The organism is Patiriisocius sp. (assembly GCF_051252435.1).
Classification (GTDB): Bacteria; Bacteroidota; Bacteroidia; order Flavobacteriales; family Flavobacteriaceae; genus Patiriisocius.
This window is the reverse complement of record NZ_JBPOFW010000004.1, coordinates 402,575-429,060: the sequence shown is the minus strand read 5'-3', so window position 1 is coordinate 429,060 and position 26,486 is coordinate 402,575. Positions and strand designations below refer to the sequence as shown.

The 26,486-nt window shown below is 33.4% G+C and carries 28 protein-coding genes; 8 read left to right on the top strand and 20 right to left on the bottom strand.

The window, feature by feature from the left end; translation table 11 throughout:
- Positions 1-183: 183 nt before the first annotated feature.
- Positions 184-804, bottom strand: coding sequence for a hypothetical protein (locus ACSHW7_RS11610; protein WP_435679517.1), 621 nt, complete (start codon positions 802-804; stop codon positions 184-186).
- Between the two features lie 301 nt (positions 805-1,105).
- Here ACSHW7_RS11610 and ACSHW7_RS11605 point away from each other — a divergent pair, with 301 nt between their 5' ends.
- Positions 1,106-2,098, top strand: coding sequence for an IS110 family transposase (locus tag ACSHW7_RS11605; RefSeq protein WP_435679516.1), 993 nt, complete (start codon positions 1,106-1,108; stop codon positions 2,096-2,098).
- Positions 2,099-2,370: 272 nt separating this feature from the next.
- On the opposite strand, the gene ACSHW7_RS11600 is transcribed toward ACSHW7_RS11605, so the two are convergent.
- The 3 genes from ACSHW7_RS11600 to ACSHW7_RS11590 are packed head-to-tail and all read right to left on the bottom strand — an operon-like array spanning position 2,371 to position 5,024.
- Positions 2,371-3,429, bottom strand: coding sequence for a hypothetical protein (locus ACSHW7_RS11600; RefSeq protein ID WP_435679515.1), 1,059 nt, complete (start codon positions 3,427-3,429; stop codon positions 2,371-2,373).
- 19 nt (positions 3,430-3,448) lie between these two features.
- Positions 3,449-4,693: a DNA cytosine methyltransferase gene (locus ACSHW7_RS11595; RefSeq protein ID WP_435679514.1), complete on the bottom strand. Its 1,245-nt coding sequence runs from the start codon at positions 4,691-4,693 to the stop codon at positions 3,449-3,451.
- The gene (locus tag ACSHW7_RS11590) at positions 4,686-5,024 is read right to left on the bottom strand and encodes a helix-turn-helix domain-containing protein (RefSeq protein WP_435679513.1); all 339 of its coding nucleotides are present in this window, start codon (positions 5,022-5,024) and stop codon (positions 4,686-4,688) included. Before ACSHW7_RS11590 ends, ACSHW7_RS11595 begins: the two co-directional genes overlap by 8 nt.
- A 31-nt stretch (positions 5,025-5,055) precedes the next feature.
- On the opposite strand from ACSHW7_RS11590, the gene ACSHW7_RS11585 reads away from it, so the two are divergent.
- The gene (locus ACSHW7_RS11585; protein ID WP_435679512.1) at positions 5,056-5,214 is read left to right on the top strand and encodes a hypothetical protein; all 159 of its coding nucleotides are present in this window, start codon (positions 5,056-5,058) and stop codon (positions 5,212-5,214) included.
- A gap of 86 nt (positions 5,215-5,300) precedes the next feature.
- Here the strand turns inward: ACSHW7_RS11585 and ACSHW7_RS11580 are convergent, their stop codons facing one another.
- The 8 genes from ACSHW7_RS11580 to ACSHW7_RS11545 all read right to left on the bottom strand — a co-directional run bounded on the left by ACSHW7_RS11580 (position 5,301) and on the right by ACSHW7_RS11545 (position 13,883).
- Positions 5,301-5,864 (bottom strand): hypothetical protein, encoded by a 564-nt coding sequence (locus ACSHW7_RS11580; RefSeq protein WP_435679511.1) that lies wholly within the window; start codon positions 5,862-5,864, stop codon positions 5,301-5,303.
- A gap of 134 nt (positions 5,865-5,998) precedes the next feature.
- On the bottom strand, positions 5,999-6,439 hold the full coding sequence (locus ACSHW7_RS11575; RefSeq protein WP_435679510.1) for a hypothetical protein: 441 nt from the start codon (positions 6,437-6,439) through the stop codon (positions 5,999-6,001).
- A 6-nt stretch (positions 6,440-6,445) separates the two neighbouring features.
- On the bottom strand, positions 6,446-6,673 hold the full coding sequence (locus ACSHW7_RS11570) for a DUF7660 family protein (RefSeq protein ID WP_435679509.1): 228 nt from the start codon (positions 6,671-6,673) through the stop codon (positions 6,446-6,448).
- A 167-nt stretch (positions 6,674-6,840) separates the two neighbouring features.
- On the bottom strand, positions 6,841-7,569 hold the full coding sequence (locus ACSHW7_RS11565) for an HNH endonuclease (RefSeq protein WP_435679508.1): 729 nt from the start codon (positions 7,567-7,569) through the stop codon (positions 6,841-6,843).
- A gap of 890 nt (positions 7,570-8,459) precedes the next feature.
- On the bottom strand, positions 8,460-9,098 hold the full coding sequence (locus tag ACSHW7_RS11560) for a hypothetical protein (protein WP_435679507.1): 639 nt from the start codon (positions 9,096-9,098) through the stop codon (positions 8,460-8,462).
- Between the two features lie 171 nt (positions 9,099-9,269).
- Positions 9,270-9,746, bottom strand: a complete 477-nt coding sequence (locus ACSHW7_RS11555) for an SRPBCC family protein (RefSeq protein ID WP_435679506.1) — start codon at positions 9,744-9,746, stop codon at positions 9,270-9,272.
- A gap of 62 nt (positions 9,747-9,808) precedes the next feature.
- Positions 9,809-10,798, bottom strand: a complete 990-nt coding sequence (gene xerA / locus ACSHW7_RS11550) for a site-specific tyrosine recombinase/integron integrase (protein WP_435679505.1) — start codon at positions 10,796-10,798, stop codon at positions 9,809-9,811.
- Positions 10,799-11,846: 1,048 nt separating this feature from the next.
- Positions 11,847-13,883 (bottom strand): ATP-dependent helicase, encoded by a 2,037-nt coding sequence (locus ACSHW7_RS11545; protein WP_435679504.1) that lies wholly within the window; start codon positions 13,881-13,883, stop codon positions 11,847-11,849.
- A gap of 80 nt (positions 13,884-13,963) precedes the next feature.
- Between ACSHW7_RS11545 and ACSHW7_RS11540 the strand changes: the two genes are divergently transcribed.
- From ACSHW7_RS11540 to ACSHW7_RS11530, 3 genes are all read left to right on the top strand, one after another.
- Positions 13,964-15,274 carry a GIY-YIG nuclease family protein gene (locus ACSHW7_RS11540; RefSeq protein WP_435679503.1) on the top strand — a complete coding sequence of 437 codons (1,311 nt, stop codon included), beginning with the start codon at positions 13,964-13,966 and terminating at the stop codon, positions 15,272-15,274.
- A 353-nt stretch (positions 15,275-15,627) separates the two neighbouring features.
- A complete protein-coding gene (locus ACSHW7_RS11535; RefSeq protein ID WP_435679502.1) occupies positions 15,628-16,086 on the top strand; it encodes a ferritin-like domain-containing protein in 459 nt (152 codons plus the stop codon).
- Positions 16,087-16,629: 543 nt separating this feature from the next.
- Positions 16,630-17,169 carry a hypothetical protein gene (locus tag ACSHW7_RS11530; protein WP_435679501.1) on the top strand — a complete coding sequence of 180 codons (540 nt, stop codon included), beginning with the start codon at positions 16,630-16,632 and terminating at the stop codon, positions 17,167-17,169.
- Between the two features lie 20 nt (positions 17,170-17,189).
- Here ACSHW7_RS11530 and ACSHW7_RS11525 read toward each other — a convergent pair whose 3' ends face one another.
- The 7 genes from ACSHW7_RS11525 to acs all read right to left on the bottom strand — a co-directional run bounded on the left by ACSHW7_RS11525 (position 17,190) and on the right by acs (position 24,563).
- Complete coding sequence (locus ACSHW7_RS11525) at positions 17,190-17,438, bottom strand: DUF3253 domain-containing protein (RefSeq protein ID WP_435679500.1); 249 nt, start codon at positions 17,436-17,438, stop codon at positions 17,190-17,192.
- 14 nt (positions 17,439-17,452) lie between these two features.
- The gene (locus ACSHW7_RS11520; RefSeq protein ID WP_435679499.1) at positions 17,453-19,597 is read right to left on the bottom strand and encodes a catalase; all 2,145 of its coding nucleotides are present in this window, start codon (positions 19,595-19,597) and stop codon (positions 17,453-17,455) included.
- Between the two features lie 90 nt (positions 19,598-19,687).
- Entirely contained in the window at positions 19,688-20,278 is a 591-nt protein-coding gene (locus ACSHW7_RS11515) for a DUF1989 domain-containing protein (protein WP_435679498.1), read from the bottom strand.
- Positions 20,275-20,937, bottom strand: a complete 663-nt coding sequence (gntA, locus tag ACSHW7_RS11510) for a guanitoxin biosynthesis heme-dependent pre-guanitoxin N-hydroxylase GntA (RefSeq protein WP_435679497.1) — start codon at positions 20,935-20,937, stop codon at positions 20,275-20,277. Before gntA ends, ACSHW7_RS11515 begins: the two co-directional genes overlap by 4 nt.
- A gap of 71 nt (positions 20,938-21,008) precedes the next feature.
- Positions 21,009-22,031: a helix-turn-helix transcriptional regulator gene (locus ACSHW7_RS11505; protein ID WP_435679496.1), complete on the bottom strand. Its 1,023-nt coding sequence runs from the start codon at positions 22,029-22,031 to the stop codon at positions 21,009-21,011.
- A 157-nt stretch (positions 22,032-22,188) separates the two neighbouring features.
- Positions 22,189-22,491: a hypothetical protein gene (locus ACSHW7_RS11500; protein ID WP_435679495.1), complete on the bottom strand. Its 303-nt coding sequence runs from the start codon at positions 22,489-22,491 to the stop codon at positions 22,189-22,191.
- A 161-nt stretch (positions 22,492-22,652) separates the two neighbouring features.
- Entirely contained in the window at positions 22,653-24,563 is a 1,911-nt protein-coding gene (acs, locus tag ACSHW7_RS11495; protein WP_435679494.1) for an acetate--CoA ligase, read from the bottom strand.
- 132 nt (positions 24,564-24,695) lie between these two features.
- On the opposite strand from acs, the gene ACSHW7_RS11490 reads away from it, so the two are divergent.
- The 3 genes from ACSHW7_RS11490 (at position 24,696) to ACSHW7_RS11480 (ending at position 26,184) form a co-directional block, all read left to right on the top strand.
- Complete coding sequence (locus ACSHW7_RS11490; RefSeq protein ID WP_435679493.1) at positions 24,696-25,352, top strand: HAD family hydrolase; 657 nt, start codon at positions 24,696-24,698, stop codon at positions 25,350-25,352.
- Between the two features lie 109 nt (positions 25,353-25,461).
- Positions 25,462-25,692, top strand: a complete 231-nt coding sequence (locus ACSHW7_RS11485; protein ID WP_435679492.1) for a hypothetical protein — start codon at positions 25,462-25,464, stop codon at positions 25,690-25,692.
- A 30-nt stretch (positions 25,693-25,722) separates the two neighbouring features.
- Positions 25,723-26,184, top strand: coding sequence for an RNA methyltransferase (locus tag ACSHW7_RS11480; protein WP_435679491.1), 462 nt, complete (start codon positions 25,723-25,725; stop codon positions 26,182-26,184).
- Positions 26,185-26,271: 87 nt separating this feature from the next.
- Here the strand turns inward: ACSHW7_RS11480 and ACSHW7_RS11475 are convergent, their stop codons facing one another.
- Entirely contained in the window at positions 26,272-26,454 is a 183-nt protein-coding gene (locus ACSHW7_RS11475; protein WP_435679490.1) for a hypothetical protein, read from the bottom strand.
- Positions 26,455-26,486 lie beyond the last annotated feature (32 nt).

Genomic DNA, 26,486 nt, shown 5'->3' with positions numbered 1-26,486 from the left:
TGATAGATCAATTTGCTTCCTAAAATTTTAAAGAAAAAACTTGTTTTGTAACACAGTACCTATGAGTAGTTGCGTGGTTTAGCACTTAACTTTGCAAGTACACACCAAACTGAAAATCCGCGAGGATTTTCAGAAGTAGACAAGAACAAGCAATTACTTATAGCCATTGTTGTAAAACGTTTTTTATTTTATTCCTAATGGTTTTGTTTTCAATTCCACTTGCCATTCAGTTCCATATTTTTTATTTAAAAAGGCAAAAATCATTTGATTATTTTCAGTTGTTTTTTTGAAAGACAAAGGGTCTATTACACAATTCTCTTTTCTGAGTCCGATTCCATATTTTTCTTTGAACTCAACATATTCTTTTGGTATTGAACTATCAATTCCGTGAATTATGAAATTCAAACTTCCATCTTCAATTCGTTGCTCGATTTGTTCATCTGTCAAGTCAGTTTCTAAATTCATCGGGAAAGAATAAATTCCACCGTTCTTAAATTCGGTTTTTTCCATCAACCGAACTGTGATTGTGTTTTTCCTTTTATTGATTCTTGTTGGATAAAAAGTATAGGCTGTAAAGTCGTCAGACACAAAACTGAATTGATATTTCCCTTTTTCTGGCAAAGTAATTTTAAAATTTTCTGCTTTGGAAACCTCAATTCTTTTGTTCAGGTCTATAATTGTGAATTCTCCTGATTTTAATTCCTTTTCTGTTAAGTTTTCAAAAACAACAGTAGCTACAATTTCAGTCGCAAAAGTCATTGATGTGAACAATGCTAATGTCAAAGTCAAAATTAATTTTCTCATAAATTCTATTTTTTTAAAGACGATATTCATTTTCTAATGTTGCAAAATTCTGTCTTAAATGTTTTACAACGGTCTTCTTTAATTTACAACTACTTATTTATAGTTGTTTAATTTTACTAAGAAACAAGAGGAGAACTAAATCGGTCTTCGGAATTGCAGTTCCATTATACGTATCAGTCCTCTTGTCTTTCTTAGGTTGCTTTAGGACCATTTGGAATACCAGGAATCAATTCCTATTAAAGGTGATAGTCATTGCAACATTTATTAATCATTCCTTTTTAAGGGAACAATATTTAAAAATATGAAAAATTATGCAGATGTTGTCGGTATAGATGTATCTAAATTGACCATTGATGGGCACATCCATAACAGATCCAAGCATCGTGTGTTTTCAAACACTTCGAAAGGTTACAGGGCATTGGTCTTATGGATAGAAAAGCATTTAAAAGACCAGAGTTATTTTCTTTGTTTTGAAAATACAGGTCATTACTCTACGAACCTTAGTATTTATCTGTCCCAGCACGATATTGATTATCTGGAGGAAAGTCCTTTGGCCATAAAAAGATCTTCAGGAATAGTTAGAGGTAAAACAGACCGCCTTGATGCAGCGATGATAGCTAGATATGCTTGGTTATACAAGGATGAACTTGTTTTGAGCAGTCCAAAGGAGCGGGACATTCAGGAACTAGGAAGATTGCTGGCTTTTAGAGATCAGATCGTTAGGGACCGGACCGGAAAAATGAGTAGTTTAAAGGAAGCACGATCATTATTGAGTAGCCCCTCAACTGATAGTTGCTGTAAGATAATAGTAAAGACCATACATTATCTTACAAAACAAATCGAAGCGGTTGAGGGCCGAATAAAAGAGTTGCTACAGGAAGATCAGTCGCTAAGAAAAAACCATAAGCTATTGAACAGTTTAAAAGGTGTAGGGCTAATTCTTTCTTGTCAACTTATTTACCACACAAACAACTTTGATCGTTTTGCTAGTTGGAGACAGTTTTCCAGTTATTGCGGAACAGCACCTTTTGCGCACAGTTCGGGAACCAGTATAAAAAGGAGAAACAGGATCCACTATATAGGCGACAGAAAAATGAAGACACTCCTAACACTGGCCAGCAATAGCGCTATACAATGCGATACAGAGCTGAAACTATATTATAAGAAAAAATTAGAAGAAGGAAAGCCAAAGATGGTAGCACTCAATAATGTGAGAAATAAATTATTAGCAAGAGCATTTGCCGTTGTCAAGAGAGGAACACCTTACGTTCCATTAAAGCAATATGCAGCATAAAAAAGTGTAGATTTAATTAGGATTTGACCTTGGAATACGTATATGAAAAGTAGCGGATTTTCAAGCACTAACTTTTCGGTTTATAACTGACCTATATTTTATAATCTATCTTTCGTTTAAGCACCAAAACCGCTATTTTTTATATGCTTTGTTGTGTTTTCGTACTTTTTCCGCAAACTAGCTAGCGTTGGCAAAGACATACTCTTTTGCAATTTTTGGCTTGTGTGTCGGCTGTAGCGAATTGCAAATGTGTATGGCTTTAAGCGTTGGCATTACATTGCAGATATTATTAAATTCCATTGTTTCTTATGTTCATATTTCAAAGCCTTGTCAGATTCTATTAAGTCAACATAGTTCGAAATAAATTCAGATGTCTCTGAGAGAAGACGTAAATAATATTTTAAAGAATTTATAAGTCCATTAGCAATAACGTGACAACCGTGTATATTTTTTATACGTTCTATTTCTTTCTCAATTTTTTCTGCTTCATTTGAGTCAATATCGGCAGTTGACAAAAGATAATATCTGTTTACTTGGGTTGTCTTAAATTTTTCAAAAGCATCTTTTACAAGTTGTGCATTAATTTGTATTCCGTGTTTAACTTCTACAGCTTCAAACTCTTTTCCTTTATCATCTACTATATCAATATCTCCAATCCTTCCGCTTCTAGTGTCGGCAGAAGTATGGCTCACGATTTCAAGAAGTGTTTTTCCTTCAAATCTTTTAGCTTCTTTAATAAGGCATTCATATGCCGCAAATAAAGCTAAAACTGGAAGTCTAGAAGCTCCATCTGCTGTATATTTTGCGTTAAAATGCTTTGTAAGCAATTCTATTATTGTTGAAATTGGAAGATTGAGAGGTTTTGCCAAGTTAATTTCTTGACTATTTCTTTTGATTATTAATGCTTGTAATAGATAGCTTAAACACTTATCTAAATCTTGTCCTTTTTGAATAAAATCAATTGTTTCTAAAAAAGAACTTTTAAGTAAATCAGGTCTTATAGCTCCTGAGTAATTCTTATCATAAGGCACTTTTTGTTCAAGAGAACGAGTTAGCCAACCACTTTCTGCCATCGCAGGGAATTTTACACTTTTAAGAAATGGTGTAATATATTTTGTGTCAAATGTCCTACCTGAATATCCATTATCAATACTCGTCTGATGATTTCTTATATCTTGTGAAGGATTTAAAGTTTTGTAAACTAGGCTTGTTAGAATTACTGTTAGTACTCCTTTAGCAGATTCTGATTTGCTAAGTATTACGTCTAAATGTTTTGTTATTGTTTTTGGTAAATCAGATTTGATTTTGTCGTCAGAACCAACTAATTTCATTGATTCGTCAAATGTTTTTTTAAGAAATGTATTCGGCATCTTTTATTTTGATTGGTGTAATTAATTGTTTTTTTATTTGACTTGCGACCTCCTTAATCATAGGTACAGCGACCGAATTACCAACTTGTCTATACAATTCAGAACGGTTGTTAATGAGTTTGAATTTTTTTGGAAATCCCATTATTTTATAACATTCTTGAATTGTAAGTTTTCTAACTTTATTTTCGTGATATATCCAAAATCTACCTGATGATTCTTGTGATGGTAATGCAGGATGAACACCATCTGTAGAATAAATACGATTTGGTTGTTTATGAACTCGAGATAAATGTTCTGTGTTTGGTCGAACACCTGCTTTTCGTATAGTTTTATTTCTATAGCCTGCGAAAATAAGACCGGAATCCTGCCTTTTCATTTCTTCAAGAATAGTGTGCGGTTCGTTTAGAAATTCAAAATCGTTTTTTTTATCTAAAAAATTTTTTAAAACTGGTTTTGGTTTTGTTTTTAATTTAGAAAAATCAAATTTTTTCTTTTTATGTCCTATAATGATTATTCGCTCTCTGTTTTGAGGAACTCCAAAATCAGATGCATTTAGAACTTTCTTAGATACTTTATAACCTAATTCTTCTAAATGCTGAATAATTGTTGCTAATGTTCTCTTCTTATCGTGATACAAAAGGTGTTTTACGTTTTCCAATAAAACCACTTCTGGCTCCCTTTTTTCTATAATTTTGAATACGTGATAAATTAGAGTACCTCTTGTATCTTCAAATCCCTTCATTTTCCCTGAAATACTAAAGGGTTGACAAGGAAATCCAGCACATAATACATTGTGTTTTGGCACAACATTTAAGTCAAGTTTAGTAATGTCTCCAAATGGTACTTCTCCAAAATTTAATTCGTAGGCTCGTTGAGCGTGGTAATTAAATTCAGAAGAAAACACACATTTACCTCCAACTTCTTGCATAGGTATTCTGAAACCACCAATTCCAGCAAATAGGTCAATAAAAGTAAATTCAGGATTTTCTGGGCTTGGAAATGGTATGTCCCATTTAATCGGAAGCATTGTTTGTAATTCTGGTTCAGAAGCAAGATTTAAATTACTTTCTTGAAGATTGTAATACTCAACTGCTCTCTTTTTAAATGATTTAGAAACACCATTTGTATGATTGTGAAGATAATGAGTAAAAAACGCTAAATCTTCGGCATTTCCATTCATATTCTCAATATCTAAATTTTTACGGATTTTTGAATATTTAAGCATTTTTAAAATCTATTTTTCCTTGTTTCATATTTGTGAGCTTTTTGTACTCTGCTTTTTGTTCAGCGAGCTTTAAAAACTCACTTGAGTTTTCTTTTGGATAAATCATTTCGGCAATTTTTTCGCTGAAATATTCTTTTTCTAACTGGTCTATATCTAAATTGAAAGTGTAAGCTAATTTGGGAAGTATTTCTTCTGTAACACTCCTCTTCCCATTTTCCATTTTAGACAAGGTTGATTGGTCTATATCGAGAGCTGCTGCAAGTTTTGTTAGAGTAAGAGACGCTTCCGTTCTCAATTTATGAATATACTCTCCAAATGTTTCTTTCATCATCTTGAAAATTTTGCCTTGACAATTTTGTCAAATGTATGAAAATTTATTCAAATTAGGTTGGAATGAGCGTTGGGAAATTTTAGCTCTTTTGGTTTTTCGAGCGTTGGAACTTGAGCGTTGGCAAAAACCGAAAGTGCTAAAATATGCGGCTGGCAGTATGAAACACAACGGTCTTGTGTATGAAAAGTAGCAGATTTATATGTGCCAATTTTCGGTTTAAAAACAAAGATAGCAGAAAAGAACTAAACTTTTAATTTAGTTCTTAACTGCTATTTTTTATACACGGTGTTGTAGGTTGTTATTATTTTCCAAATATTTATTCATTATTTTTTCAGTTGCAATAGCTCCAACTATAATTCCTACAGTTCCTAATAATTTAATTCCAGTTACATTACTCATTATAATTCCTAAAAACATTCCAACTACAATTCCGAGAATCAATATTCCGTGATATTTAAATACTTTTTCTTTTGCTAATTTTATTTCTGGAATATTATTAGGCTTATGTTTTATATCAAATTCCACAAACTGTTCAATATTCAATAAGAATTTTTCAAATAGAGATTTAAACGCAATTGGTGTCAAAAATCCATTACTATGCACAATATGATTGATAATAACTTTATTGTTTTCAGTGAGTTTTATGTCAATTTTTGTTTCCCAATTCAAAGGATTAAATTTCCAACCATTTAATATAGACCATTTCTTTACAAAAAGAAGATTCTCATTTTCGTCTTTTACTTGTTCAAAATCATAAGATTTAAAATAAGATTTTAACTTTTCTTTTGTTTCAGAATTATTTGAAATAGTAAATTCAAAATTATTAATATATTTTTCCATTAGTTCTGATTTTTAATAACCTACAACGGTTTGGTGTATGATTTCGTTGCGTGTTTAAGCACTAAAGTTAGCAAATAAATCACAGATAGAAAGTCCGCGAGGACTTTCGTTAGTAGGCTAAAACTAGCAATGAATTATACACGGTGTTGTGCGTTCGTTTTTTTATTTTCCGCAATTAATTCAATTCGCTCGCAATTCAGACGAAACATTTTTCCGTTTTCGAAAAGATAAATTATATCATCATTTTTATTCGGTTTTTTGTGTCCCATAAATCCCTCATTTATTTCAAGTGTTGATTTGGGAAAGAATGTAATTCCGCTTAATGTGTTTTCGTCTTCTGGGAATTCCGAATTGTCTCCATCATTTGAGTTTTTAAAAGTAACATTTTGGTGTAAAAAAGTCAGTTTTTCAAATTCATTTTCGTGAACCCAATCTCCAGTTGATTTGACAAATTCAATTCGCACATTATTTTCAAATTCCGATATTTTTTTGAATTCAAAATTGTTATGTAAATCAATATGAATTCCATTAAATAGAACCGCATAATTTTCTTCAATTTCAAAGTTTGTTTCCATCAATTGTCATTCATAAATTGATGCACCTTTTAAAATGTGCATAAAGTTTTCCCAAGTCGGTTTGTCAGCGTTAATATTCATTTCCATATTATCATAAAAACCTTGAATATCTTCTGTATATGCAATCATACTTTCCAAAAAATCAGAAAGGTTGACATTTTCCCATTCAGATTTATTTGTGTCAAAATCCTTTTTAAATTCTTCAAGAAATTTTATAAATTCTATTCTTGTCATATTAGCACAATGTTTTTCTTAAATGACGCACAACGGTCTTGTGTATGATTAGTGGCGTGTTTAAGCACCTAATTTATTAAATATAAACCTAATAGAAAATCCGCGAGGATTTTCGTAAGTAGGCGAGAACTAGCCATTAATTATACACGTTGTTGCCATTAGTACTTTTATTCATTTTCCATTATTCTTTTCAATTCCGAAACCGAATAAGCAGGCTTTTGTTTATGTAACATAGCGTGACAATTCGGACACACAGGAATTAAGTCCGTTTTAGGGTTTACAGAATATTCTTTTCCGATTGTAGAAATGTCAATGATGTGATGAACGTGAATAAAATTCTTTCCTAATTCTCCGAATTTCTGTTCAAAATTAAAATCACAAACTTGACAATTCAATCCGAAATGTTCTATACATTCTTGACGTGCTAATTGATTTCTTTCGTAACTATTTACAGTAACTTGTCTTGTTTTTCCTTCTGAATATTTTTGGTCAGCATCAACTTCATTCGGGAAAACAGTTTCTCCAAAATCATCTTTTACTAAATCATAAAACTTCTGATAAATTTTTCTTCCTGTTTTTACAGAAGCACCAGAAGTTTCTTCATAATATTCTATATGCTGATAAAGGGAAAGTAAAGCCGTTTTTAATCCACTAACACCATTTTCGTTATAAATCCGCTCGAGATAATATTCAGTTCCATAAGAATTGATAGTTCGTGTGAATAATTTTCCTTGGATTAGATTTGAATAGGCATAAATATAATCAAGTCCAGAACTTTTCTTCATTCCCATATTTGTTAGGGATTGGGTTCCTTCGTTTAATGACATTTGATTTAGATAAATCTTTTTTCCGACTTCAAATGCTTTATGGATTTGTTCATTCGTAATTTTTACCATTCAGTTCGAGTGTTTTTGGGTATTAATGGCAACGTTAATGTGTAAGGGACGTTGCTTGTTTGCTTGCGAGGAATTTCCGCAGGAAATTCGGAAGCTGTCAAACACGCAATGCCCAAACGATTGAACTAAAATAAGCAATGTTTTTTACACGGTGTTGTGTACAGTGTTTTTTTGAGAAACAGATTGGCCGTCACGAGAATCAGTCCGACGCAATCTTTGCGCGCTGCAATTGTCAGAAATCGGTTGAGTGAGTAATCCGTTTTTATTTTTTTGAGCTGAGTGGCGCATTGTACACAACGGTTCGGCTATGAATCGTTGCCGAAATTTAGGCAAAACTTCGCAAGCACAAAACAGCGCAATAAAATCCGAAGGATTTTCGAGAATGAGACCAGACCCAGCAATGATTTATAGGTCTTGTTGTAAATCGTTTTTATCACACGCGAGCCGGAATTTGCAAATACGCCAAGAAGAAAAAAAGCGATTTTCATACGCGTTACTTGCGCGCGAAATTCAAACGCAGATAGCTTTTTTTACATCGGGCAGACCCAGACCTCTAAAAACCAACAGGAACGATGGCGTGAGTCAATCCGTTGACAGGCTTAAGTAGACTTACTTTCAAAGCGGGAAGGGTAACCAAGATTTGAAGGAGAACCGACTTTAAACCGTCCGTTTTTTGAGCACTGAATTCTCGATTTAGAAACTAACAGGGCAGGAGTGAGGTTAACTTTGGTTTTTAATGGAACTAATGATTTACAACTCGTTCGTGTATGGTTAGTTGCGTTGGTTAGGACTAAGTTAGTAAACAAAAACGAACCAGAGGAAAATCCGCTAGGATTTTCCGAGTACACACAAAACAAGCAATTAATTATACACATTGTTAGGCACTGTGCTTATTTTTTCAGAGGTTTAATTCCATATTCATAAAGTTTAATTCCTGTTTTTGTCGGTTTAAACTGTTCTTCGAATTTAGTTCCAATTCCGCAAGCCATAAGTAAAGCTTCTCCCTCAATCAATTCAGACATTTTCATTTTAATGTTCGTATTTTTTTCTACAAACCTTTCCAGAAATCTATATCCAGCAGGATTCAGATTACTCAACATAAATGACAATTTAAAGAATTCTTCCCAAGTCAAATTATCCTCAATATGTGCTGAAAATAAATTCGCCAATATTTTTGATTTTTCTGTATCTATAAACTTTTCGTTTAGCAATAAGATTGTTTCTAAAACGTGATTTCTATGCTTTGTGTTATCGCTAAATTTCTCTTTAAATTTTTTCAGTTTGTTTTCATCTATACTTTTTGAGTGAAATTCTTCTAAAAAAATCAATATTTTTTTAACGTTATGTCTGTCAACAATTGAAGATGTAATTTTATAAAAGGAAACTAAAGATCTGACAATAGGAATTTCGCTTAAAAGACTTTCATACGTTAATGTGTCTAATGCAAGTTCAGTGTATTCTTGAGTTAATTCCGAAGTCGTATTGAAAATTTCCTTTTCAATGCTATCTGTTAAATTTTCTTCTCTCAAATTTTATCGGTTTGATGTTTTTCCGCATTGTGCCTAACGGTTTTGTGTAAGATTAGTTGCGTGTTTAAGTAACTAATTTAGCAAATAAAAACCAAATAGAATATTCCGCAGGAATATTCGTAAGTAGGCTAGAACTAGCAATTAATTTTACACGATGTTACCATACGTACTTTATTCGGTTATTAATTCTTTCCATTTTTCTGATTCCGCAAACTCTTTTACAACTCGATTTCGTTCGGTCAGTAATTCAGTCATATATTTTTTTAGGAACAGTTTGTCTGCAATCTTTCCTAAAATACCAAAAGGTGAATTATAATCAAAAATATCAGTCATCAAAGTTCCGTTATTCAATTCCGCAAAGTGATGTTCGTGTTTAAATTCTTTAAATGCTCCTTTAACCATTTCGTCCACAAAGAAATTCGGTCTGTCAAATTCCGTTATTTTGGAAGTCAGTTTTTGATAAATTCCGAAATGTTTAGCCCTCCAGGTTACGCTTTCATCGATTCCAATTAATCCGCTCGTTTTCCCAGCGATTGCTTCCTCATTAGTTTGTTCAGTTGAAATTTTATGTAAATCGATACTTCTTGAAAGGTCAAATACGACTTTTCTATCAGCTTTTATTTCAGTTTGAAGTTCAATTTTGGGCATTTTTGGCGTATGTATGGTAACAATTGGATAAACGCCATATGGCGTTTATATCCATTATAGTATCACAAATCTAATGGATTAATTATGTTTCTAAAACTATTTTGAGCTACATGGGTGTATATTTCGGTAGTTTTAGTTGAGCTATGACCCAAAAGTATCTGAATGTACCGGATATCGGTCCCGGATTCCAATAAATGTGTAGCGAAACTGTGGCGGAGCGTATGGGGGGTCACTTTTTTTCTGATTCCCGCTCTGAGCGCCGCCTTTACCACGATTTTTCCAACACTCGTGCCGCTATATTTTCCGTTGGTATTCCCTTCAAACAGATATATCTTTGGTCTGTATTGTCTATAATAATTGCGCATTTCTATCAATAACGTTGTAGACAATATGCTATATCTGTCTTTGTTCCCTTTGGCATCCACGACCTTGATACTCATTCTCGCACCATCGATATCCTTGATCTTGAGATGTATCAATTCGTTTCTGCGGAGCCCAGACGAATAGAGTAGGCCGATTATGCACCTGTGTTTAATGTTGTCCGTACATCCTAGCATTTTCTTGACCTCTCCTTTCGAGAGTACCGTAGGGAGTTGTATCTGTTTTCTCGGTCTCTCTATATCGTAATAACTATGTGGCATCCCCAGTACGATTTCAAAATAGAACTTGATGCTGCTGATCGTTAGGTTGATGCTCGAATTAGAGAAATCTTTTTTGATCAGGTGATGAAGGTAATCCCGTATCTCTACTTGTGTTAGTTCATCTATTTCCTTATCTGGAAAGTGATTTATAAATTTTTCAAAGGCACTAACATAGCTTTTTATAGTGTTGTTCGAATATTTCTTGATGATCAATTTGTCTATATAGGTATCCGGGCAAACTCTATATTCACTGGGAAGTTCGCGTTGTTTTATCCGTTGCGGATCCCTATCCTCAACAAGGTCTTTAGACCTGTTCTTTTCATAAAAGAAACGACCGTCGATCCAGGCGATACCTTTAAAGAGCGAGAACAGTTCGTCGAGTTGTCTTTTTGCATTTGGTATGAGATACATATTATGTGCTTCACACCAAGTCACATTTGGAAGTTCATTTATGAGCACATCAATGACCTTGTCCGTCTTGAACTGGAGCCCAACAAAAGGAATTTTTTCCCTGCTGACATGCCGCAATGTTATAAACCTTTTGTGGTGCATGGAATACAATTTAAAGGATCTATGACCATTAAATGTGTATTATACGTATATTAAACGTTTGTTTTACGCTTAATCAATACCCTATGAAGAATTGTTTGGCCTGTGAGAAAATAATTGAAGGAAGATCTGATAAAAAATTTTGTGATTCACATTGTAAAAGTGCCTATCACTATAATAGGAACAAGCTCGATACAACCAATTTTTACCATAGAGTGGATAGGCAACTCAAACTCAACAGAAGTCTCTTGAAGAAATATAATAGAGCGGGCAAGGCGACCATAAGGTCAAAAACGCTCATCGGTCATGGATTCGACCCCAATTTTTTCACCCACTTCTGGAAAAACAGCAAAGGTCAGGTCTATCTCTTTGTGTATGAATTTGGATTTTTGAGGACCAGCGAGAACAACCATCAAAAATTCATCCTGATACAGTGGCAGGATTATATGGAAAGATCTGTCCGGTAGAACTTATTATTTCATTAAATTGCACTAGAAATTATTATAAACAAAGTGAACACAAACTGAACACGTTTTTGAACACTAAGCTTAAATAGTGGCGTTACGAGCCCAACGAAACCTCAAAATCAATCGGTTTTAACAGCTCATAACCCGAAGGTCACTGGTTCGAGTCCAGTTCCCGCTACTAAGGAGAGATCCAGCACCAGAGCGGTTGAGCGAAAGCTAAACCGCTTTTTTTATGCTTTGGGTAGATAATAGCTACAGAGGTATACATTTTCCTACATCACTTTTGATTGATGTTAACTGCTACAGGTTAGTTTAAATCATTATTATTTCTTCCCGAACAATCTCTTTAGATAATGGAATTTATTTGCCATGGAAATTGTTTCAACCTTCTGAAGTTTAAGAAATACATCAAATGTAAACCTAGAAATCATCAAAACATCTTATTATGAAAAATCCATTCCAGAGGATAAGTCAATTTTATTAGGAGTTATTATATCTCTAGGTTTAATGATTGTGTATGGATTTATATATTGGGTTATTAAATTGGATGGTAATTTTTCGAGAAAATATTTTGAAGTTTGATCAGCGCTGTCCGTATTATTCACGGTATTGATTGAGTTCGTATCACGTGTGATATAAAGTTCATTCTTAGCCCTAGTAAGAGCAACATACAAAACGCGCCTATCCTCTTCAAGCTTTTCTTCATCGTCCAAATTCCAAGCACTAGGATATACCTTAGGAGAAACATTGAGTATATAACATACGTCAGCTTCTAAGCCTTTTGCAGAATGCACTGTTGATATAATAACATGGTCTTTTATTTCACTATCATTTAACTGAGAACCTTCTAAAACGGGACTACCGTTGAGCTGTTTTGCATTTTCGAGTATGCCTTCGGAAATCAATTGACCAAGGGAGGCGTAGTTATCTCCTAACATTTCTAAAACTGGAAAGTCGGATTTTCTTTTTTCTTCCCAATCTTTCCTGTATTTGAATGCCAATGATAATTCCATACGGGAATAGGTTTCTTGAATCGCCTTTTTTACATTTCCCGAATTAATAAAAATAGTATTGTAAATTTCCGCGATTTTCTCACCCTCAATTCCTCCAATTGTATCTTCTAAATTTTGAGCGCAATCGAGAGGGTCTTTAAATTCTAAAATTTTAGAGATATGCTTTCCCGCTTTTATTTCACCAATACCATCCCAAAAAGTCAAAAAACGCATCCAACCAATTTCATCATAAACATTATTGACCACTCTGAGGGCGGAAACAACATCTTTAATGTGTGCAGCTTCCATAAATTTTCTGCCTCCGTACGTTATATGAGGTATCTTTTTTTGAATGAAGACAGCTTGCAGAGGTTTTGTATAGTACGTAGATTTTGATAAAATTAAGTGGTCGATAAAATTTTTATTATTCTCCGTAAAATTTTCTAAAATATTTTCTGCTATGAAATTTGCTTCTTCCCATTGGCGGGCAATATTTACAAGGTTAGGTTTCCTTCCCTGACCTCTATTGGAAACTAATTTTTTCTTATAATCAAGTGGAGATTCCTCCATTAACCAATTTGAGATATACAAGATCTCCTGCGTAGATCTGTAATTTTTATCTAAAATCAATATTTCGGAGTTTGGAATACGTTCTTTAAAAAGATGAACGTTTATATAATCCGCTCCTCTAAAGGAATAAATGGATTGCGCATCGTCTCCTACGCAATAAAAATTTGCAATTTGTAGAAACGGTTCGAGAAGAAACCATTGCAAAGGATTGGTGTCTTGAAATTCGTCTATCAGTAAATGTTTTAATTGATGCGATAAAATCTTACGTGCTACTTCATCATTTCTAAGTCTATTAGCAACTATAAGCAATAAATCATCATAATCTATATATCTGCCTTCCCCTTTCTTGAGTTGATACGCTTTCAGTAAAACTTCTACTTTTGGTCTGATGGTATCAATTTCATCGTTAGTCTCGACATCATCTTTTCCTTTAAAAATTTTTTCTCTGATGGAAGATGAAAGGTTTTGCCTTGTGTTTCTTCCATATGAAAAAATATCAATCAATTGCTGAGGCTTGATACGTATGCCCTTATAGTCTATCACTTGGTCACCACACACCATTTTCATAACACTAAGTTGATCATCAGAATCAATAACTGTGTAATTTGAAGCTCCAAAAAGATTAGGATATCGTACAATTAGTTGGTTACACCATGAGTGAAATGTTGAACCATTAAGACTCAGTGCCTGATTATCTGTCATGGACGCTTTGACACGCTCTACAATTTCGTTAGCGGCCCTTTTTGTGAAGGTCAGTATTTGAATTTTCTCTGGTTGAACACCTGTATCAATTAAGTAAGCTGCTCTACCAACTATACAACGTGTTTTTCCAGTACCCGCTCCAGCAAGAACTAAAAGATGTTCTCCTTGAAATTCGACTGCCTTTTTTTGTTTTTCATTTAAAACGTGATTTTCCAATTTCTTTTTTTGTAAAGATATAAATTAAAAGTTAATTAGGAATATTTCCAATATACGGAATATTTCCTATTTTTACCGAGATGATATGTATTTATATTCAAACTATCCAATTAAGAAATGAGAAGGAAATACCATTCCGCATCTTCCTCGGTCCACATGACACTGATGAAGAAATCATATTTAATTGTAGACCTGTAGTTTCTATTCCCAAAAAAATCTATGAATATAATAATGTTGATCGTTTAGAAGCTTTAAGCAGTCCACCATTTTGTGATATTGCTGACGAATTGATAGAAATATTACAATTCCAAAAATTAATTTTTAGTACTGCTGAAAACTTTAGATTACTAAAATCTCAATTTAAAAGTATTGGATATAATTTTAATATAAATCCTACTTATATATGGAGAGATGATATAAAGTCGAAAGATAAAGTTGCTAGTATTAAAAGACTAATCAATGAAAATTGCAAGGCAAATAGTTCAAACAAAGGCAGCACATTTATTAGAATAATGAAGTCTACTTTTAAACGGGGGTTGAATATAATAGATGAAATAAAAAAGGACGTTATCAAATCTCATTCTTTTGATTTGACTTCTTTTAAAATGAGTGCAGGTGTTTACTTTTTTCTGAATAAAATGAACAATATAATATACGTCGGAAAGGCAAAGAATGTAAGGAAGCGTTTACAAAGTCATTTTTCAAATACAATTAAAAAAAGCGGTATTGATTATACTGAAATTGCAGACATTGATGTGATTTACACTGGGAACGATACGATTGCACAATTAGTGGAAACCGAAAATATTAAAAAACATCAACCTAAATATAATTCTCAACAAATCAATAATGCTGCTCCTTTCTTGATTTCTTCAGCAATTACTGCAAGTGGAGTTATGAAATTAAAGATAGTTCGCAAAAGTGTCAATGATAGTTTACCCGAGAAATACTTTAATAGGAAATCTGTTTTAAAAACTTTAAATTTTTTCTGTAATACCTATGTTTTATGTCGAAAACATTGCGGACTTGAAAAAGTAAAAGGGCCATGCAAAAATGTTACTGAAAATGGTTTGCATTGTGTTTGTTCTAATGCTGAAAATATAGCCACATATAATGAAAGATTCAAATCAGCATTTTTAGATTTCCGAAGTAAAAAATCTGAAAAAATTTATAAGCTTAAAGGAAGAGATAATTCTGAAGATTCATTCATATACGTTAGAAATGGAATTTATGAAAGTTATGGTTATATAGATAAGTCTTCAAGTACCCTAAATCGAAATGATATTCTTGCAAATCATATTTCTCAACAAAACAATCAACAAAACAATTATGAGACAGCTAGGATAGTCAATACTTTAGAAAAAATATGCCGGCAGAATATATTACTCTAAGATTATTTAATTATTGAGAAATTAAATCCTTGCATAATCAACATTATTTTTAGCACAAATAAGTTTTTAACTTTACTTAATAATTTTACCTTAAAGCTTTCTTAAATAGCTACTTATCAATTGATAATTGCGCTACTTTTATCTCTCTGGAAGAATTGATTTTCTAGGATTGAATTAAAGTTAAAAAATTTCACATGAAAAAATTTTTCAGAGTATTCACAGTTATTCAAGTTATATATCAAGGTTTTCAGATATACAAGGAAAACAAATCTAAAAAGAAAACGCGTCAAAGGGCATAGAATATTTAAACGTTTTGAACTCAAATTATTAATAAATAAATAAAAACATAAATTATGGAAGCAACTGAACAACACAAGAAACTAAAGAACGCATTACAGGAATTACTTGAAAAAAATTATGATGCAGAAAAGGGTTTTAAGCAAGTAATGAAAAAAGCTGAAAATCCACAATTAAAAATATGGCTTCAAAACCAAGCCGCGCAACGGTCTCAGTTTGCAAGTCAAATTGATAGTGAGCTTCGAAAGATTAACGAGACGCCTGATAGTGATGGTTCTGTGTCTGGTTCAGTTCATAGAATGTGGATTGATATTAAGACTGCGCTATCATTTGATAAGGATGAGTCGATTTTAGAAGAGTGCATTCGTGGTGAGAAAGCGAGCGTTGACGAATATCAATATCAATTGGAAAAAACGTATCTTAATCAATCTGTAAGAAATATGTTGTCTGAACAAAAATCGAAAGTTGAAGATTCGTTAGCAACGGTTAAAAGAATGGAAGATTTAATTGATTAATTTATAATAATCGTTTCTCACCTACAGAGTAAACAAATAAAAGCCTTTCATTGATTGAAAGGCTTTTATTTATTTAAACTTGAAAATAATAAAATACATCCTGAATGAAAATTAAGATTATTTTGTTCATAATTGGTTCAATATTCGGCATTTTTCAAAAATTATTATTGTCACTAGAATATTTGGTTTAAAAACATGTTCCGAGATATCTAGTTTTGAGATTGCGTCAACAATAGCAGTGGGGTTGGTTTTGATTATAGGTCTTCAGAAAATTTCTAAAGTTTTAACAAGGAAAGCAAATGGTTTTTATACATTTTAATTATTAGACCGCAAATACTAATACAATAGATTTTTAAAGATTTGGGATTTGAGTGAATATGATTTTGTGATTTAATGACTAGGTTTAGAGAAACCTACATTGATCAAGTTGCAGAAGTGATGACCGTTAATTCGAAATCTCTGGGTGATATTTCCATTTAGTATTATAAAAAATATTTAAATTAATTCGATGATTTTAACGCAGTTATTTAAATTTTGTAAACCATGAATAAATATATTGAGAAAAACAAAAGGGCGTTATTAGGTGGAATCTTAGCTACGTCGTTTACTGCATTGGGAGTTTTTTTACTCGGAAATATATCAGGTTATGAAGCGAAGAACTTACTAGAGGTATCGCTAAATGGTTTGAATATGCTTTGTAACACGATTGTGTTAGCTTCTGCAACTATTCTTGCATTGCTTCTCACGCTCTTGGGTATTAGTAGTGGTTCAAATTCGAATCTCAAGGAAAAACACTATATACAAGTTTTAAGTATTGCAAAGTTTGATGTCATCTTATTTGTAGCAGCACTTATTTTATTCCAGCTTTTTAACATACCTATTATTGAATCAGATAGTGTTCCCACATCATGGTTTAAAATAATTTATTGGGCTACCTTATTATTTTCTTCAATTATATGTGGAATGATGGTGACGGTTATCCTAATGCTATATAATACAATCACAAATATGATTGCAATCATAGGTCTTAAGAAGGATCATAAATTATTAACGAAAGATGAGGATCTGGATACTGAAGAATAAAACTTAGCACATTTTTGACATTAATTTTTTTTCCTTAAGCGTATAGGACCACTTAGCATGCTTGGTTTTATGAGTTGTAAACTCTTCTTTTGTAAAACTTCCACTTGTCCATTCTCAACTAAATCATCAGCTGCTTTCCTAACCAAATCCATTTTTTCTCTCCAATTATTTGGATATAGTTCACGAGCTACTTCTGAGGGACAGTAGGTTTTATCTGCCCCTCTTTCCGAAGCAAATTTAATATGACAATTTTTTATTTCATCAATCATATTGATTTGTAACGTTAAACAGGAATGTTTAGAGCTTCTTCATTTCTTTCCCAATTTCTATGATTCGCAATGGCTTTAATAAAGTCTTTTGCATTTCCGTTTACAAAAATGGCATCGTCATTTTCTTTGAAATTTTTAATTTCAGTTGCATCCATAAGAGTTTCACCATCATTGTCGGCTGAGATTGCTTTACAGTATTTCAACATTTCATTTAAAAACTTTACATACTTTTTGTTTTTCAACAATGCTTTAATTGATTTTTCTCCACCAGGAATATATACTGCATCAAATAGCACACTTTCGGTAGTCGCTATCGAAGCATCAACTTTATGTTTCATGCCTTCACTGCAAGTTATTATTCCGCCGTGCGGTGCGATAATATGAACAACAGCATGCTCCTTTTCAAGAGCGGTCCTCATTTTCTTAACATCTTTCATATTGAAACCATCTGAAGCAAGGAATGCAATTTTTCGTGATTCTATAGTCTTAAAAACGGTATTTGCTTGGCTTAGAGCTGGAGATTCGTCGAGATAATTTTTCTTTTTACTGGGTTGATGTTTTTTTACATTTTGGTCTGCTCCTATAGCTTGATTAACTGGTTTATCGATAGTCTTTAGCACTTCTTTACCTAAATTCTTTCCCACCTTTTTAGCTAAGTCTTTATCAATTTGTGAAATAAGCCATAACATTCGCTCAACAATTTCATCAACCTCACATTTACCAAGTTCAAATGAATAGGCATCAATCACATGTTTCTTTTCCCAACCTTTTAAACTACGATAGAATAGAGCGGGTTGTGAAAAATGGTCACTAAAACTTTCACTACGATTTCTAATTTTATGAGCTTCGATCTTTTCCTCATAATGCACAAAACCACCATCAGCTTCCTTACTCAAATATGGACATCCTCCTCCGAGTGTATTCGGTGAATATGCTGTTCTGCCTTGGGGAATATCCATTTGCATTTGTCCATCTCTTTGATTGTTATGAGTATCGACAATGGATTTATTTATAGGTAATTGATGAAAATTGTGGCTTCCTAATCTAGAGAGTTGTGTGTCTCTGTAAGAAAATAATCTACCCTGTAATAACGGGTCATTCGTAAAGTCAATACCCGGAACAATACTACCGGGAAGAAATGCTACTTGCTCAGTCTCTGCAAAGAAATTCTCCGGATTTCTATTTAAAACCATTTTCCCTATAATCTTTACAGGTACCATTTCTTCTGGAATCAACTTGGTTGGGTCTAATAAATCAAAGTCAAATTTATGTTCATCTTTTTCAGGTATAATCTGCAATCCTAATTCCCATTCAGGGAACATTCCTGCGTCAATCGCATCCCATAAATCTCTTCGATGGAAATCACAATCTGCCCCACTTATTTTTACTGCTTCTTCCCACGTAACCGAATGAACACCCAATTTTGGTTTCCAGTGAAATTTCACGAAATGTGCTTCACCATTTTCATTGATGAGTCTAAATGTATGAATACCAAATCCCTCCATCATCCTCAAACTTCTGGGGATACCTCTATCACTCATTACCCAAATATGATTGTGTAAAGTTTCGGTAGTCAAACTAACGAAATCATAAAAAGTATCGTGAGCAGAAGCCGCTTGTGGAATTTCTTTGTTTGGTTCAGGTTTTACCGAATGAATTAAATCTGGAAATTTCATGGCATCCTGAATAAAAAATACGGGCATATTATTTCCCACTAAATCCCAAGTACCTTCCTCTGTATAAAATTTGACTGCAAAACCTCTCACATCTCTTGCTAAATCTGTAGAACCCTTAGAACCCGCAACAGTAGAAAATCTAACGAACACAGGGGTTTTTATAGATGTATCATTAAATATTCCTGCTTTAGAATATGCTTCGATACTTTCATAAAGCTCAAAATAACCGTGTGCTGCACTTCCACGCGCATGAACAATTCTTTCAGGAATACGTTCATGGTCGAAGTTGTGTATTTTTTCACGTAATAAAAAATCCTCCAATAATGTGGGTCCACGTTCCCCTACCTTTAATGAATTATGTGTATCGTTTATTTTTAGACCTTGCCTAGTAGCCATAGGCATATCTTCAGAATTTTTATAAGAACTCTTAAGTTGATCAAGTTTCAAATTTTTTGTAGATACTTCCTTTTTTTTTGCGCACATAATTCTATTTTTTAAAAGTGAATTTCATCTCAATAAAGTTCAACATATTTTTCTAATTCGTAAACAAGTTTAACATTTCAGAAATAATTATTATTCCGAACGTTTATTGATGATTTCATATCCTATTGGTTTAAACGATCCACCATTACTATCTAAGGCAGAACAAGCTGTAAGAGCGACAACTAAATCCATTTGAGCCTCAAATAAAATAATATCTCCTGCAGTACTCGTTGGTGGCAATACCTTCAAATCACCAAATTCATCAAAAACAACATTCATAAAAATATTAAATGCCGTCGGTATCGAGTCAGATGTAATGCCATACTCTTTTAGGTTTATATAAAGGTTATTAAAACAGCTTGGATGGACTTCTGAAATATCATAAAAATGCTTCATCGTTTTCTGATCACAGGGAGCTAGGAGGAAATCATTTCTTCCGTTGGTATCCTTTAGTATTCTAACCATTTTATTGCTTTGGTTACTCCATAAGTAGTTGCCTTCTGTCAATAAGATGGTCTCTTCATAATCGAAAGTCTTTCCAGAGGAGATTTTTTCATTTAAATTATTCAAATTGAACAGCAGCATGTCAGAAACTTGTGATCCTTCAATATCGGTTACTTTTAGCAAGTCCCCTTTTTTTAGTTCGAAAGAGATACCAGATTTAGGTTTTACGATGTTCATGTTGCTTCGTTAAATTTATGTGGGCATTTCCAATTATCTTCTACTGCTCGGCCACTATATTGTCTTGCCTCACTATTCTTTCCAAAATCTTCTAACATAGGATTTATGGAACCTTGCAACTCCTTATCTCTTCTTCTAATAATATTACGCATACGTTTATAGCGTCCTACGCTGCGCAATAGTTCAAATTGACTATGTAAATTAAAAACAATCATTGGAAATGGCGCACTCCGTGCTTTCCTAGATGATTCTGGATGCATACCAACGATATAGAATGCCTCCCCTAAGAGACTAAAACTAAATTTGTTAGATGTCGTATCTGAACTTGTAGATGCATCCCAAGGTATTGGGTCAAGTATATTTAATTTCTTGAGTAGATTCCAAAGTGCAGCTTCATATGATATTTCATCGGTAAAAGAATCCGCGTGAAATGTCGCAATAAACGTCTGGAATTTATTTCCATCAACATTGACATCTTTCAAGTATACATGAATATCCTCTAGTAATTTAGTACAAGTTGTTTCTTGATCCATTATGGCATAATCCTTAATGGTTAGATTTTCATCTGCAACTAAACTTTGAGCCATAATGCATGGATGATCATCTAAAATAAACGCTCTTATTGAATGTTCAATACTTTCACTTAAATCGTTTTTCATAATGACACAAAATTATGTGTCGTAGTATGGTTTTGATAACACAATAAAAATACATTATATAAGAAACGAACTTAATTTCTAGAAATAAGTGCTCTATATTCTTTTGGGGTCATCTCGAAATGTCTTTTGAAGATTTTTGAAAAATAACTATTGCTTTCGAAACCAATTTTATTCGCAATGGTAGAAATACTTAATTCTTGATCGCTCAAATGGATTTTAGCGGCTTCTAATCTTACACTATTAATATATTCATTTACGGTCATATCGAATAGATATTTAAAGCCAGTTTGTAATTTATTAGGATTTAAACCAGTACTAACGGATAGTGATTTAATCGTATGCTTAACTTCTAAACTTTTTGTTATCTTTTTTGAGACATCTTCTATACGAGATAATTCATTAACTCTCAATATTGTTCGAGAACTTTCTTCCTTTAGATCATCCTCAAACTGGATAAGTTGTTTTATAAAAATTTGAAGCGCATTCGATTCAAGATTAAAATTTCGGATTAAATCTTGTTGTTCGTATAATGAAATATCATTTAGTAAATTTTGGAAATCCAACCCAAAAAAGCCTTCATGATAAAATGTCTTTGATGCCTTGGTGTCTTGAAATAATTTTTTTAATTCAGGCGCAAGCGAATTTATCTCACAACTTTTTTGTTTGTTGAATTTTTCGCGATCAATTTCGAGACTTACCACGTGTATATCTTTTCCTTCTTCAAATTTTAAGATATGCCCATTATCACTTTCACTTGCAACGATTGCACATTGATACTGATTTATCTTATGTTGATTTTTCTCATTCGCAAACGAATGAACAATTGGACCTTCCACTGAGTATATATATTTAACTGGATGAACTTCATTTAACGTAAAGTCAATACGAATATCGTCCTTAAAACAACAATGATATACCAATATTCCAAAACCATTTTCAAAATTAATTCCCCTTATTTCACCCGAGCCAAACGTATCAGGAACTTTAACTGAGTATTCATTACATTTTACTTGATAACCCACTCCAAATGAGGTTGCCAAACTCTCAATGACTTCCTTAAGGGGTAATGAATTTACTTTGAATATATGTTGCATACCGTAAAGATACTAGAAATGATTTCGAAAATTACTTTATACTACATTAGCTTAACATAATGTGAAGGCTTTTTTATGCTCAATAATTCTAGGTCAAGTTAGAATTATTTTCATAACATAATTTCAGTTTTTTAATAATCACTGACGCTCTAACGGTTTATGAGTAAGTCACATTGCCACGGTCATAGGTGATAGTTCCCATCGCACCAAAATCAAATCCATGATTTTTTGCATAACCTCCGTGGTCATCATTAACGATAACGGTAATCGTTCTGCCGTGTGATTTATCTATAAACTTTTGATGGCAGTTATGAAATCCTTCATCCACACAAGGCCAAGCATCTAGTTCTACTGTAAAATCACCTGTTTCGTATTTACCGGTATTAAACATTACTTCTTCTGCGTGGTTGTTATTGTTGCTGGGGTATGTTTTTTTTCCTACGGTTGCTTCTACTGGCATACATTAAAATTTAATGATTAATAACTACTACAAATATAAGTAATTGATAATCAATATTTAATGAGTATTTATACTGGGTTTTTTTGGTTGGCTTGAATTAGTCAATTTTCTTTCTTTTCTGAAATTTCAAAAAAGGAAACGCTAGCTGATTTCAATCAAAATCAACTATTCTTATTCTCGATAATTTCTGAAACCACTTCCGGGTTTAATAACGTGCTAATATCGCCAAGATTATCGCTTTCATTATTGGCGATTTTCCGAAGAATGCGTCGCATGATTTTTCCCGACCGCGTTTTGGGAAGCCCATTTGTAAATTGTATGACATCTAGCTTTGCAATTGGGCCAATTCGGTCTGTAATAAGTTGATTAATTTCTTTTCTCAAATTATCGTGTTTTCTAGACGTACCCGTTTCTTTTAGTGTGACATAACCGTACAATGCATTTCCTTTAACGTCGTGCGGAAATCCAACAATAGCAGACTCTGCAACCGCAGGATGCTCATTAATAGCATCTTCAATGGGGGCTGTTCCTAAGTTGTGACCAGAAACGATTATTACATCATCCACTCTTCCGGTAATTCTATAATAACCCACTTCATCCCTAAGCGCACCATCTCCCGTAAAATACATATTATCAAATGCTGAAAAATACGTGTCTTTATAGCGTTGGTGGTTTCCCCAAATGGTACGAGCTATACTTGGCCACGGAAATTTAATACACAATCTTCCATCTACTTGATTCCCATTAATTTCTTGCCCCTTTTCATCCATTAGCGCTGGCTGAATTCCTATAAAAGGGAGTGTTGCGTAGGTAGGTTTTGTAGGTGTTGCAAAGGGGATAGGCGTAATTAAAATTCCACCGGTCTCGGTTTGCCACCATGTGTCAACAATGGGTTTTTTCTTCTTTCCAACGTGATTATTATACCAGTGCCATGCCTCTTCATTAATTGGTTCTCCTACTGTCCCTAATACTTTTAAGGATGATAAATCATAGCGCTCTACAAAGTCTAAATCTTCTTTTGCTAATGCTCTAATTGCTGTTGGTGCCGTATAAAATTGGTTTACGTTATGCTTGTCAACGATTTCCCAAAAACGTCCAAAATCTGGATATGAAGGTACTCCTTCAAACATAACGGTGGTTGCCCCGTTGGCAAGTGGCCCATAGACAATATAGCTATGACCTGTAATCCAACCTATGTCTGCCGTACACCAATACACATCTTCTTCCTCGTATTGAAATACATTTTTAAAGGTATATGCCGTGTATACCATATAGCCCGCAGTTGTATGCACCATCCCTTTTGGTTTACCGGTTGACCCAGATGTATATAAAATAAATAAAGGATCTTCCGCTTCCATAATTTCTGGGTCACAGTGGTTTTCGGCTGCATCCATTAATGGTTCGAGCCAACTTTCAAGTGGTTCATTTAATGAAATGCCACTATCTGTTATATTCTTTACAAGTACATTTTCAACACAAGGGCATTGCGATACTGCTTCATCAACGATGGATTTTAAATTGATTGTTTTATTTCCGCGGAAAGAACCATCAGCCGTGATAAGCATTTTGCATTCACTGTCATTAATTCGGGTGGCGAGTGCCGTTGCCGAAAAACCTGCAAAAACTACCGAATGTACAGCGCCAATGCGGGCACAAGCTAAAACTGCAATAGCCAATTCTGGCACCATTGGTAAATACAAACAAACACGGTCACCTTTTTTAACGCCCTTTTTTCTAAGCACATTTGCCATTTTGCAAACCTGATTATAGAGCTTTTTGTATGTAATGTGTGTTGCTGGTTTATCTGGACTATTGGGTTCAAAAATGATGGCGGTTTTATCGCCTCGTAAGTCGAGATGACGGTCAATACAATTAACAGTTATATTTAATTGCGCCCCTTTAAACCACTTGACTTTGGCCTCTTTAAAATCCCATTCCAGAACCGAATCCCACTTTTTGTGCCATTCAAAATTATCCTCGGCAATGGAGGCCCAAAAGGTTTCTGGGTCTTCAATGGATTTTCTATAAACTTGAAAATAGTGCTCTAAACCTTGAATGTGATAGTCGCTCATGCTTCGGAAATTTTAATATTTTTAAATATACGGGTATTGTTTAAAAATGGTCTGCTATAATGGCTTCAAATTTTCCTTTTTTTATAACGCTTTTTTAAAGTTATTCTATCTTCGCATAAAAAATTTATTGAGATGTTAAAAGCAGTTTTATTTGATATGGATGGCGTAATTGTAGATACAGAACCTCTGCATAAAAAAGCATATTACAAAATGTTTGATGAGGTAGGGATTGATGTTTCGCAAACAATTTACGAAAGTTTTACAGGCCAGTCTACATTAAATATTTGCAAACGACTGGTAGATGATTTTAAAATTTCCGAAGCTCCAGAAACACTAGTAGCGATTAAACGAAAACATTTTAAATACCTTTTTGAAAACGATGAAAGTCTAGCTTTGCTAGATGGTGTAGAGGATTTGATAAAAGAATATTTTGAGAATGGATTACAGTTGGTTCTGGCTTCTTCTGCATCGATGCCCAATATAAATAGGATTTTTGAGCGCTTTGATCTCAATCAATATTTTGTTGCAAAATTGAGCGGTGCCGACTTAAAAGAATCAAAACCACACCCGGAAATCTTTGAAAAAGCCGCTGAAGCCTCTGGACATAAACGAGCCGAATGTTTCGTGATTGAAGACTCCACAAACGGAATAAAAGCTGCAAAAGGAGCCGGCATTTTTTGTGTGGGTTACAACAGCCACCACTCGAAAAATCAAGATTACTCTAAAGCAGATTTGGTAATTCAAAATTTTGAGGAAATTCGTTTTTCTGAAATTTCTAAACATTTTTGATTGCAGATAGTTTTTGAAAATGTTAATATTGCCAAAAATGATTGAACTTTGAGATAATATTTCATTATGTTTAATTAGTTTTATTTTAGTTTAAAAAAACTATTGCTCAATGGAATTATTAAAAGAAGCTGAAGATTTCGAAAACATGAAAATGAGTCACATGACCACCAGTGATCGCGTAAAAGCATCAAGGGAGGGCAAACGACTGGTCCTAGCGTTAAATGCTGTCTTCAAAGAAACTAAAGATCCAGAAATCATGGCAGCCATGAAAAGAGTGACTGAGAAAAAGAAAAAAATAGAGAAGCGTTTAATGGGACTTCCACCTGAGGCACGGGATTAAATTTTGGGTGTAGTTTCGTAATTTTGAGACATGCAGCCAGACAATTTTACAACTTCTTTTTTTGGAATTGGCATCCAGCACGGTAAAACTCCCGAAAACCTTGGTGTGCTTTGGCGAACTGCTCAAAATCTTGGAGCAAGTTTTATTTTCACCATTGGCAAACGCTACGCAAATCAGGCGAGTGACACTCATAATGCTGTGAAATCCATGCCTTATTATCACTATAAAAATTTTGATGATTTTTTTGAACACCTACCAAAAGGAGTGCGTATAGTTGGTGTTGAAAAAACAGATACTGCTGAAAATTTAGAGGATTTCAATCATCCTAAACGATGTGTTTACTTGCTGGGTGCAGAGGATAATGGCTTGAGCAATGAAGCCCTAGAAAAGTCGCATTTTTTAGTACAGTTCAATTCTCAATTTAGTTTAAATGTCGCTGTTGCTGGAAGTATTGTTTTATACGATAGGAGTAGGAATAAACCTTTTCAGTGATTTAATTACTGCTTCGGAAACGGTCTTTGAGTAAATACTTGATTTATAACAGTATATCTTGAGATTTATAAACCCAAACATTTCATATTATTTATCAATTTTATCAGTATTCTTACTTGCTTGTTTTTTAGTAAAAATAATACCCACTAAAACTCCAAAAGAGATTCCTAAACTCATGCAAAGCGCTAGATTGTCTGTAATTACACCTATTGCAGTTCCAAAAGCTACTCCAAAAGCTGCGCCTAAAACTATTTTCTTTTCCTTATTCATTTTTGAAGTTTTGTTTCAATTATGAGTCGGTT

Coding starts and splice junctions, on each gene's coding strand:
- ACSHW7_RS11610 (WP_435679517.1), bottom strand. CDS start 804: ATGAGAAAATTAATTTTGACTTTGACATTAGCATTGTTCACATCAATG.
- ACSHW7_RS11605 (WP_435679516.1), top strand. CDS start 1,106: ATGAAAAATTATGCAGATGTTGTCGGTATAGATGTATCTAAATTGACC.
- ACSHW7_RS11600 (WP_435679515.1), bottom strand. CDS start 3,429: ATGAAATTAGTTGGTTCTGACGACAAAATCAAATCTGATTTACCAAAA.
- ACSHW7_RS11595 (WP_435679514.1), bottom strand. CDS start 4,693: ATGCTTAAATATTCAAAAATCCGTAAAAATTTAGATATTGAGAATATG.
- ACSHW7_RS11590 (WP_435679513.1), bottom strand. CDS start 5,024: ATGATGAAAGAAACATTTGGAGAGTATATTCATAAATTGAGAACGGAA.
- ACSHW7_RS11585 (WP_435679512.1), top strand. CDS start 5,056: ATGTATGAAAATTTATTCAAATTAGGTTGGAATGAGCGTTGGGAAATT.
- ACSHW7_RS11580 (WP_435679511.1), bottom strand. CDS start 5,864: ATGGAAAAATATATTAATAATTTTGAATTTACTATTTCAAATAATTCT.
- ACSHW7_RS11575 (WP_435679510.1), bottom strand. CDS start 6,439: ATGGAAACAAACTTTGAAATTGAAGAAAATTATGCGGTTCTATTTAAT.
- ACSHW7_RS11570 (WP_435679509.1), bottom strand. CDS start 6,673: ATGACAAGAATAGAATTTATAAAATTTCTTGAAGAATTTAAAAAGGAT.
- ACSHW7_RS11565 (WP_435679508.1), bottom strand. CDS start 7,569: ATGGTAAAAATTACGAATGAACAAATCCATAAAGCATTTGAAGTCGGA.
- ACSHW7_RS11555 (WP_435679506.1), bottom strand. CDS start 9,746: ATGCCCAAAATTGAACTTCAAACTGAAATAAAAGCTGATAGAAAAGTC.
- xerA (WP_435679505.1), bottom strand. CDS start 10,798: ATGTATCTCATACCAAATGCAAAAAGACAACTCGACGAACTGTTCTCG.
- ACSHW7_RS11540 (WP_435679503.1), top strand. CDS start 13,964: ATGATATGTATTTATATTCAAACTATCCAATTAAGAAATGAGAAGGAA.
- ACSHW7_RS11535 (WP_435679502.1), top strand. CDS start 15,628: ATGGAAGCAACTGAACAACACAAGAAACTAAAGAACGCATTACAGGAA.
- ACSHW7_RS11530 (WP_435679501.1), top strand. CDS start 16,630: ATGAATAAATATATTGAGAAAAACAAAAGGGCGTTATTAGGTGGAATC.
- ACSHW7_RS11525 (WP_435679500.1), bottom strand. CDS start 17,438: ATGATTGATGAAATAAAAAATTGTCATATTAAATTTGCTTCGGAAAGA.
- ACSHW7_RS11520 (WP_435679499.1), bottom strand. CDS start 19,597: ATGTGCGCAAAAAAAAAGGAAGTATCTACAAAAAATTTGAAACTTGAT.
- ACSHW7_RS11515 (WP_435679498.1), bottom strand. CDS start 20,278: ATGAACATCGTAAAACCTAAATCTGGTATCTCTTTCGAACTAAAAAAA.
- gntA (WP_435679497.1), bottom strand. CDS start 20,937: ATGAAAAACGATTTAAGTGAAAGTATTGAACATTCAATAAGAGCGTTT.
- ACSHW7_RS11505 (WP_435679496.1), bottom strand. CDS start 22,031: ATGCAACATATATTCAAAGTAAATTCATTACCCCTTAAGGAAGTCATT.
- ACSHW7_RS11500 (WP_435679495.1), bottom strand. CDS start 22,491: ATGCCAGTAGAAGCAACCGTAGGAAAAAAAACATACCCCAGCAACAAT.
- acs (WP_435679494.1), bottom strand. CDS start 24,563: ATGAGCGACTATCACATTCAAGGTTTAGAGCACTATTTTCAAGTTTAT.
- ACSHW7_RS11490 (WP_435679493.1), top strand. CDS start 24,696: ATGTTAAAAGCAGTTTTATTTGATATGGATGGCGTAATTGTAGATACA.
- ACSHW7_RS11485 (WP_435679492.1), top strand. CDS start 25,462: ATGGAATTATTAAAAGAAGCTGAAGATTTCGAAAACATGAAAATGAGT.
- ACSHW7_RS11480 (WP_435679491.1), top strand. CDS start 25,723: ATGCAGCCAGACAATTTTACAACTTCTTTTTTTGGAATTGGCATCCAG.
- ACSHW7_RS11475 (WP_435679490.1), bottom strand. CDS start 26,454: ATGAATAAGGAAAAGAAAATAGTTTTAGGCGCAGCTTTTGGAGTAGCT.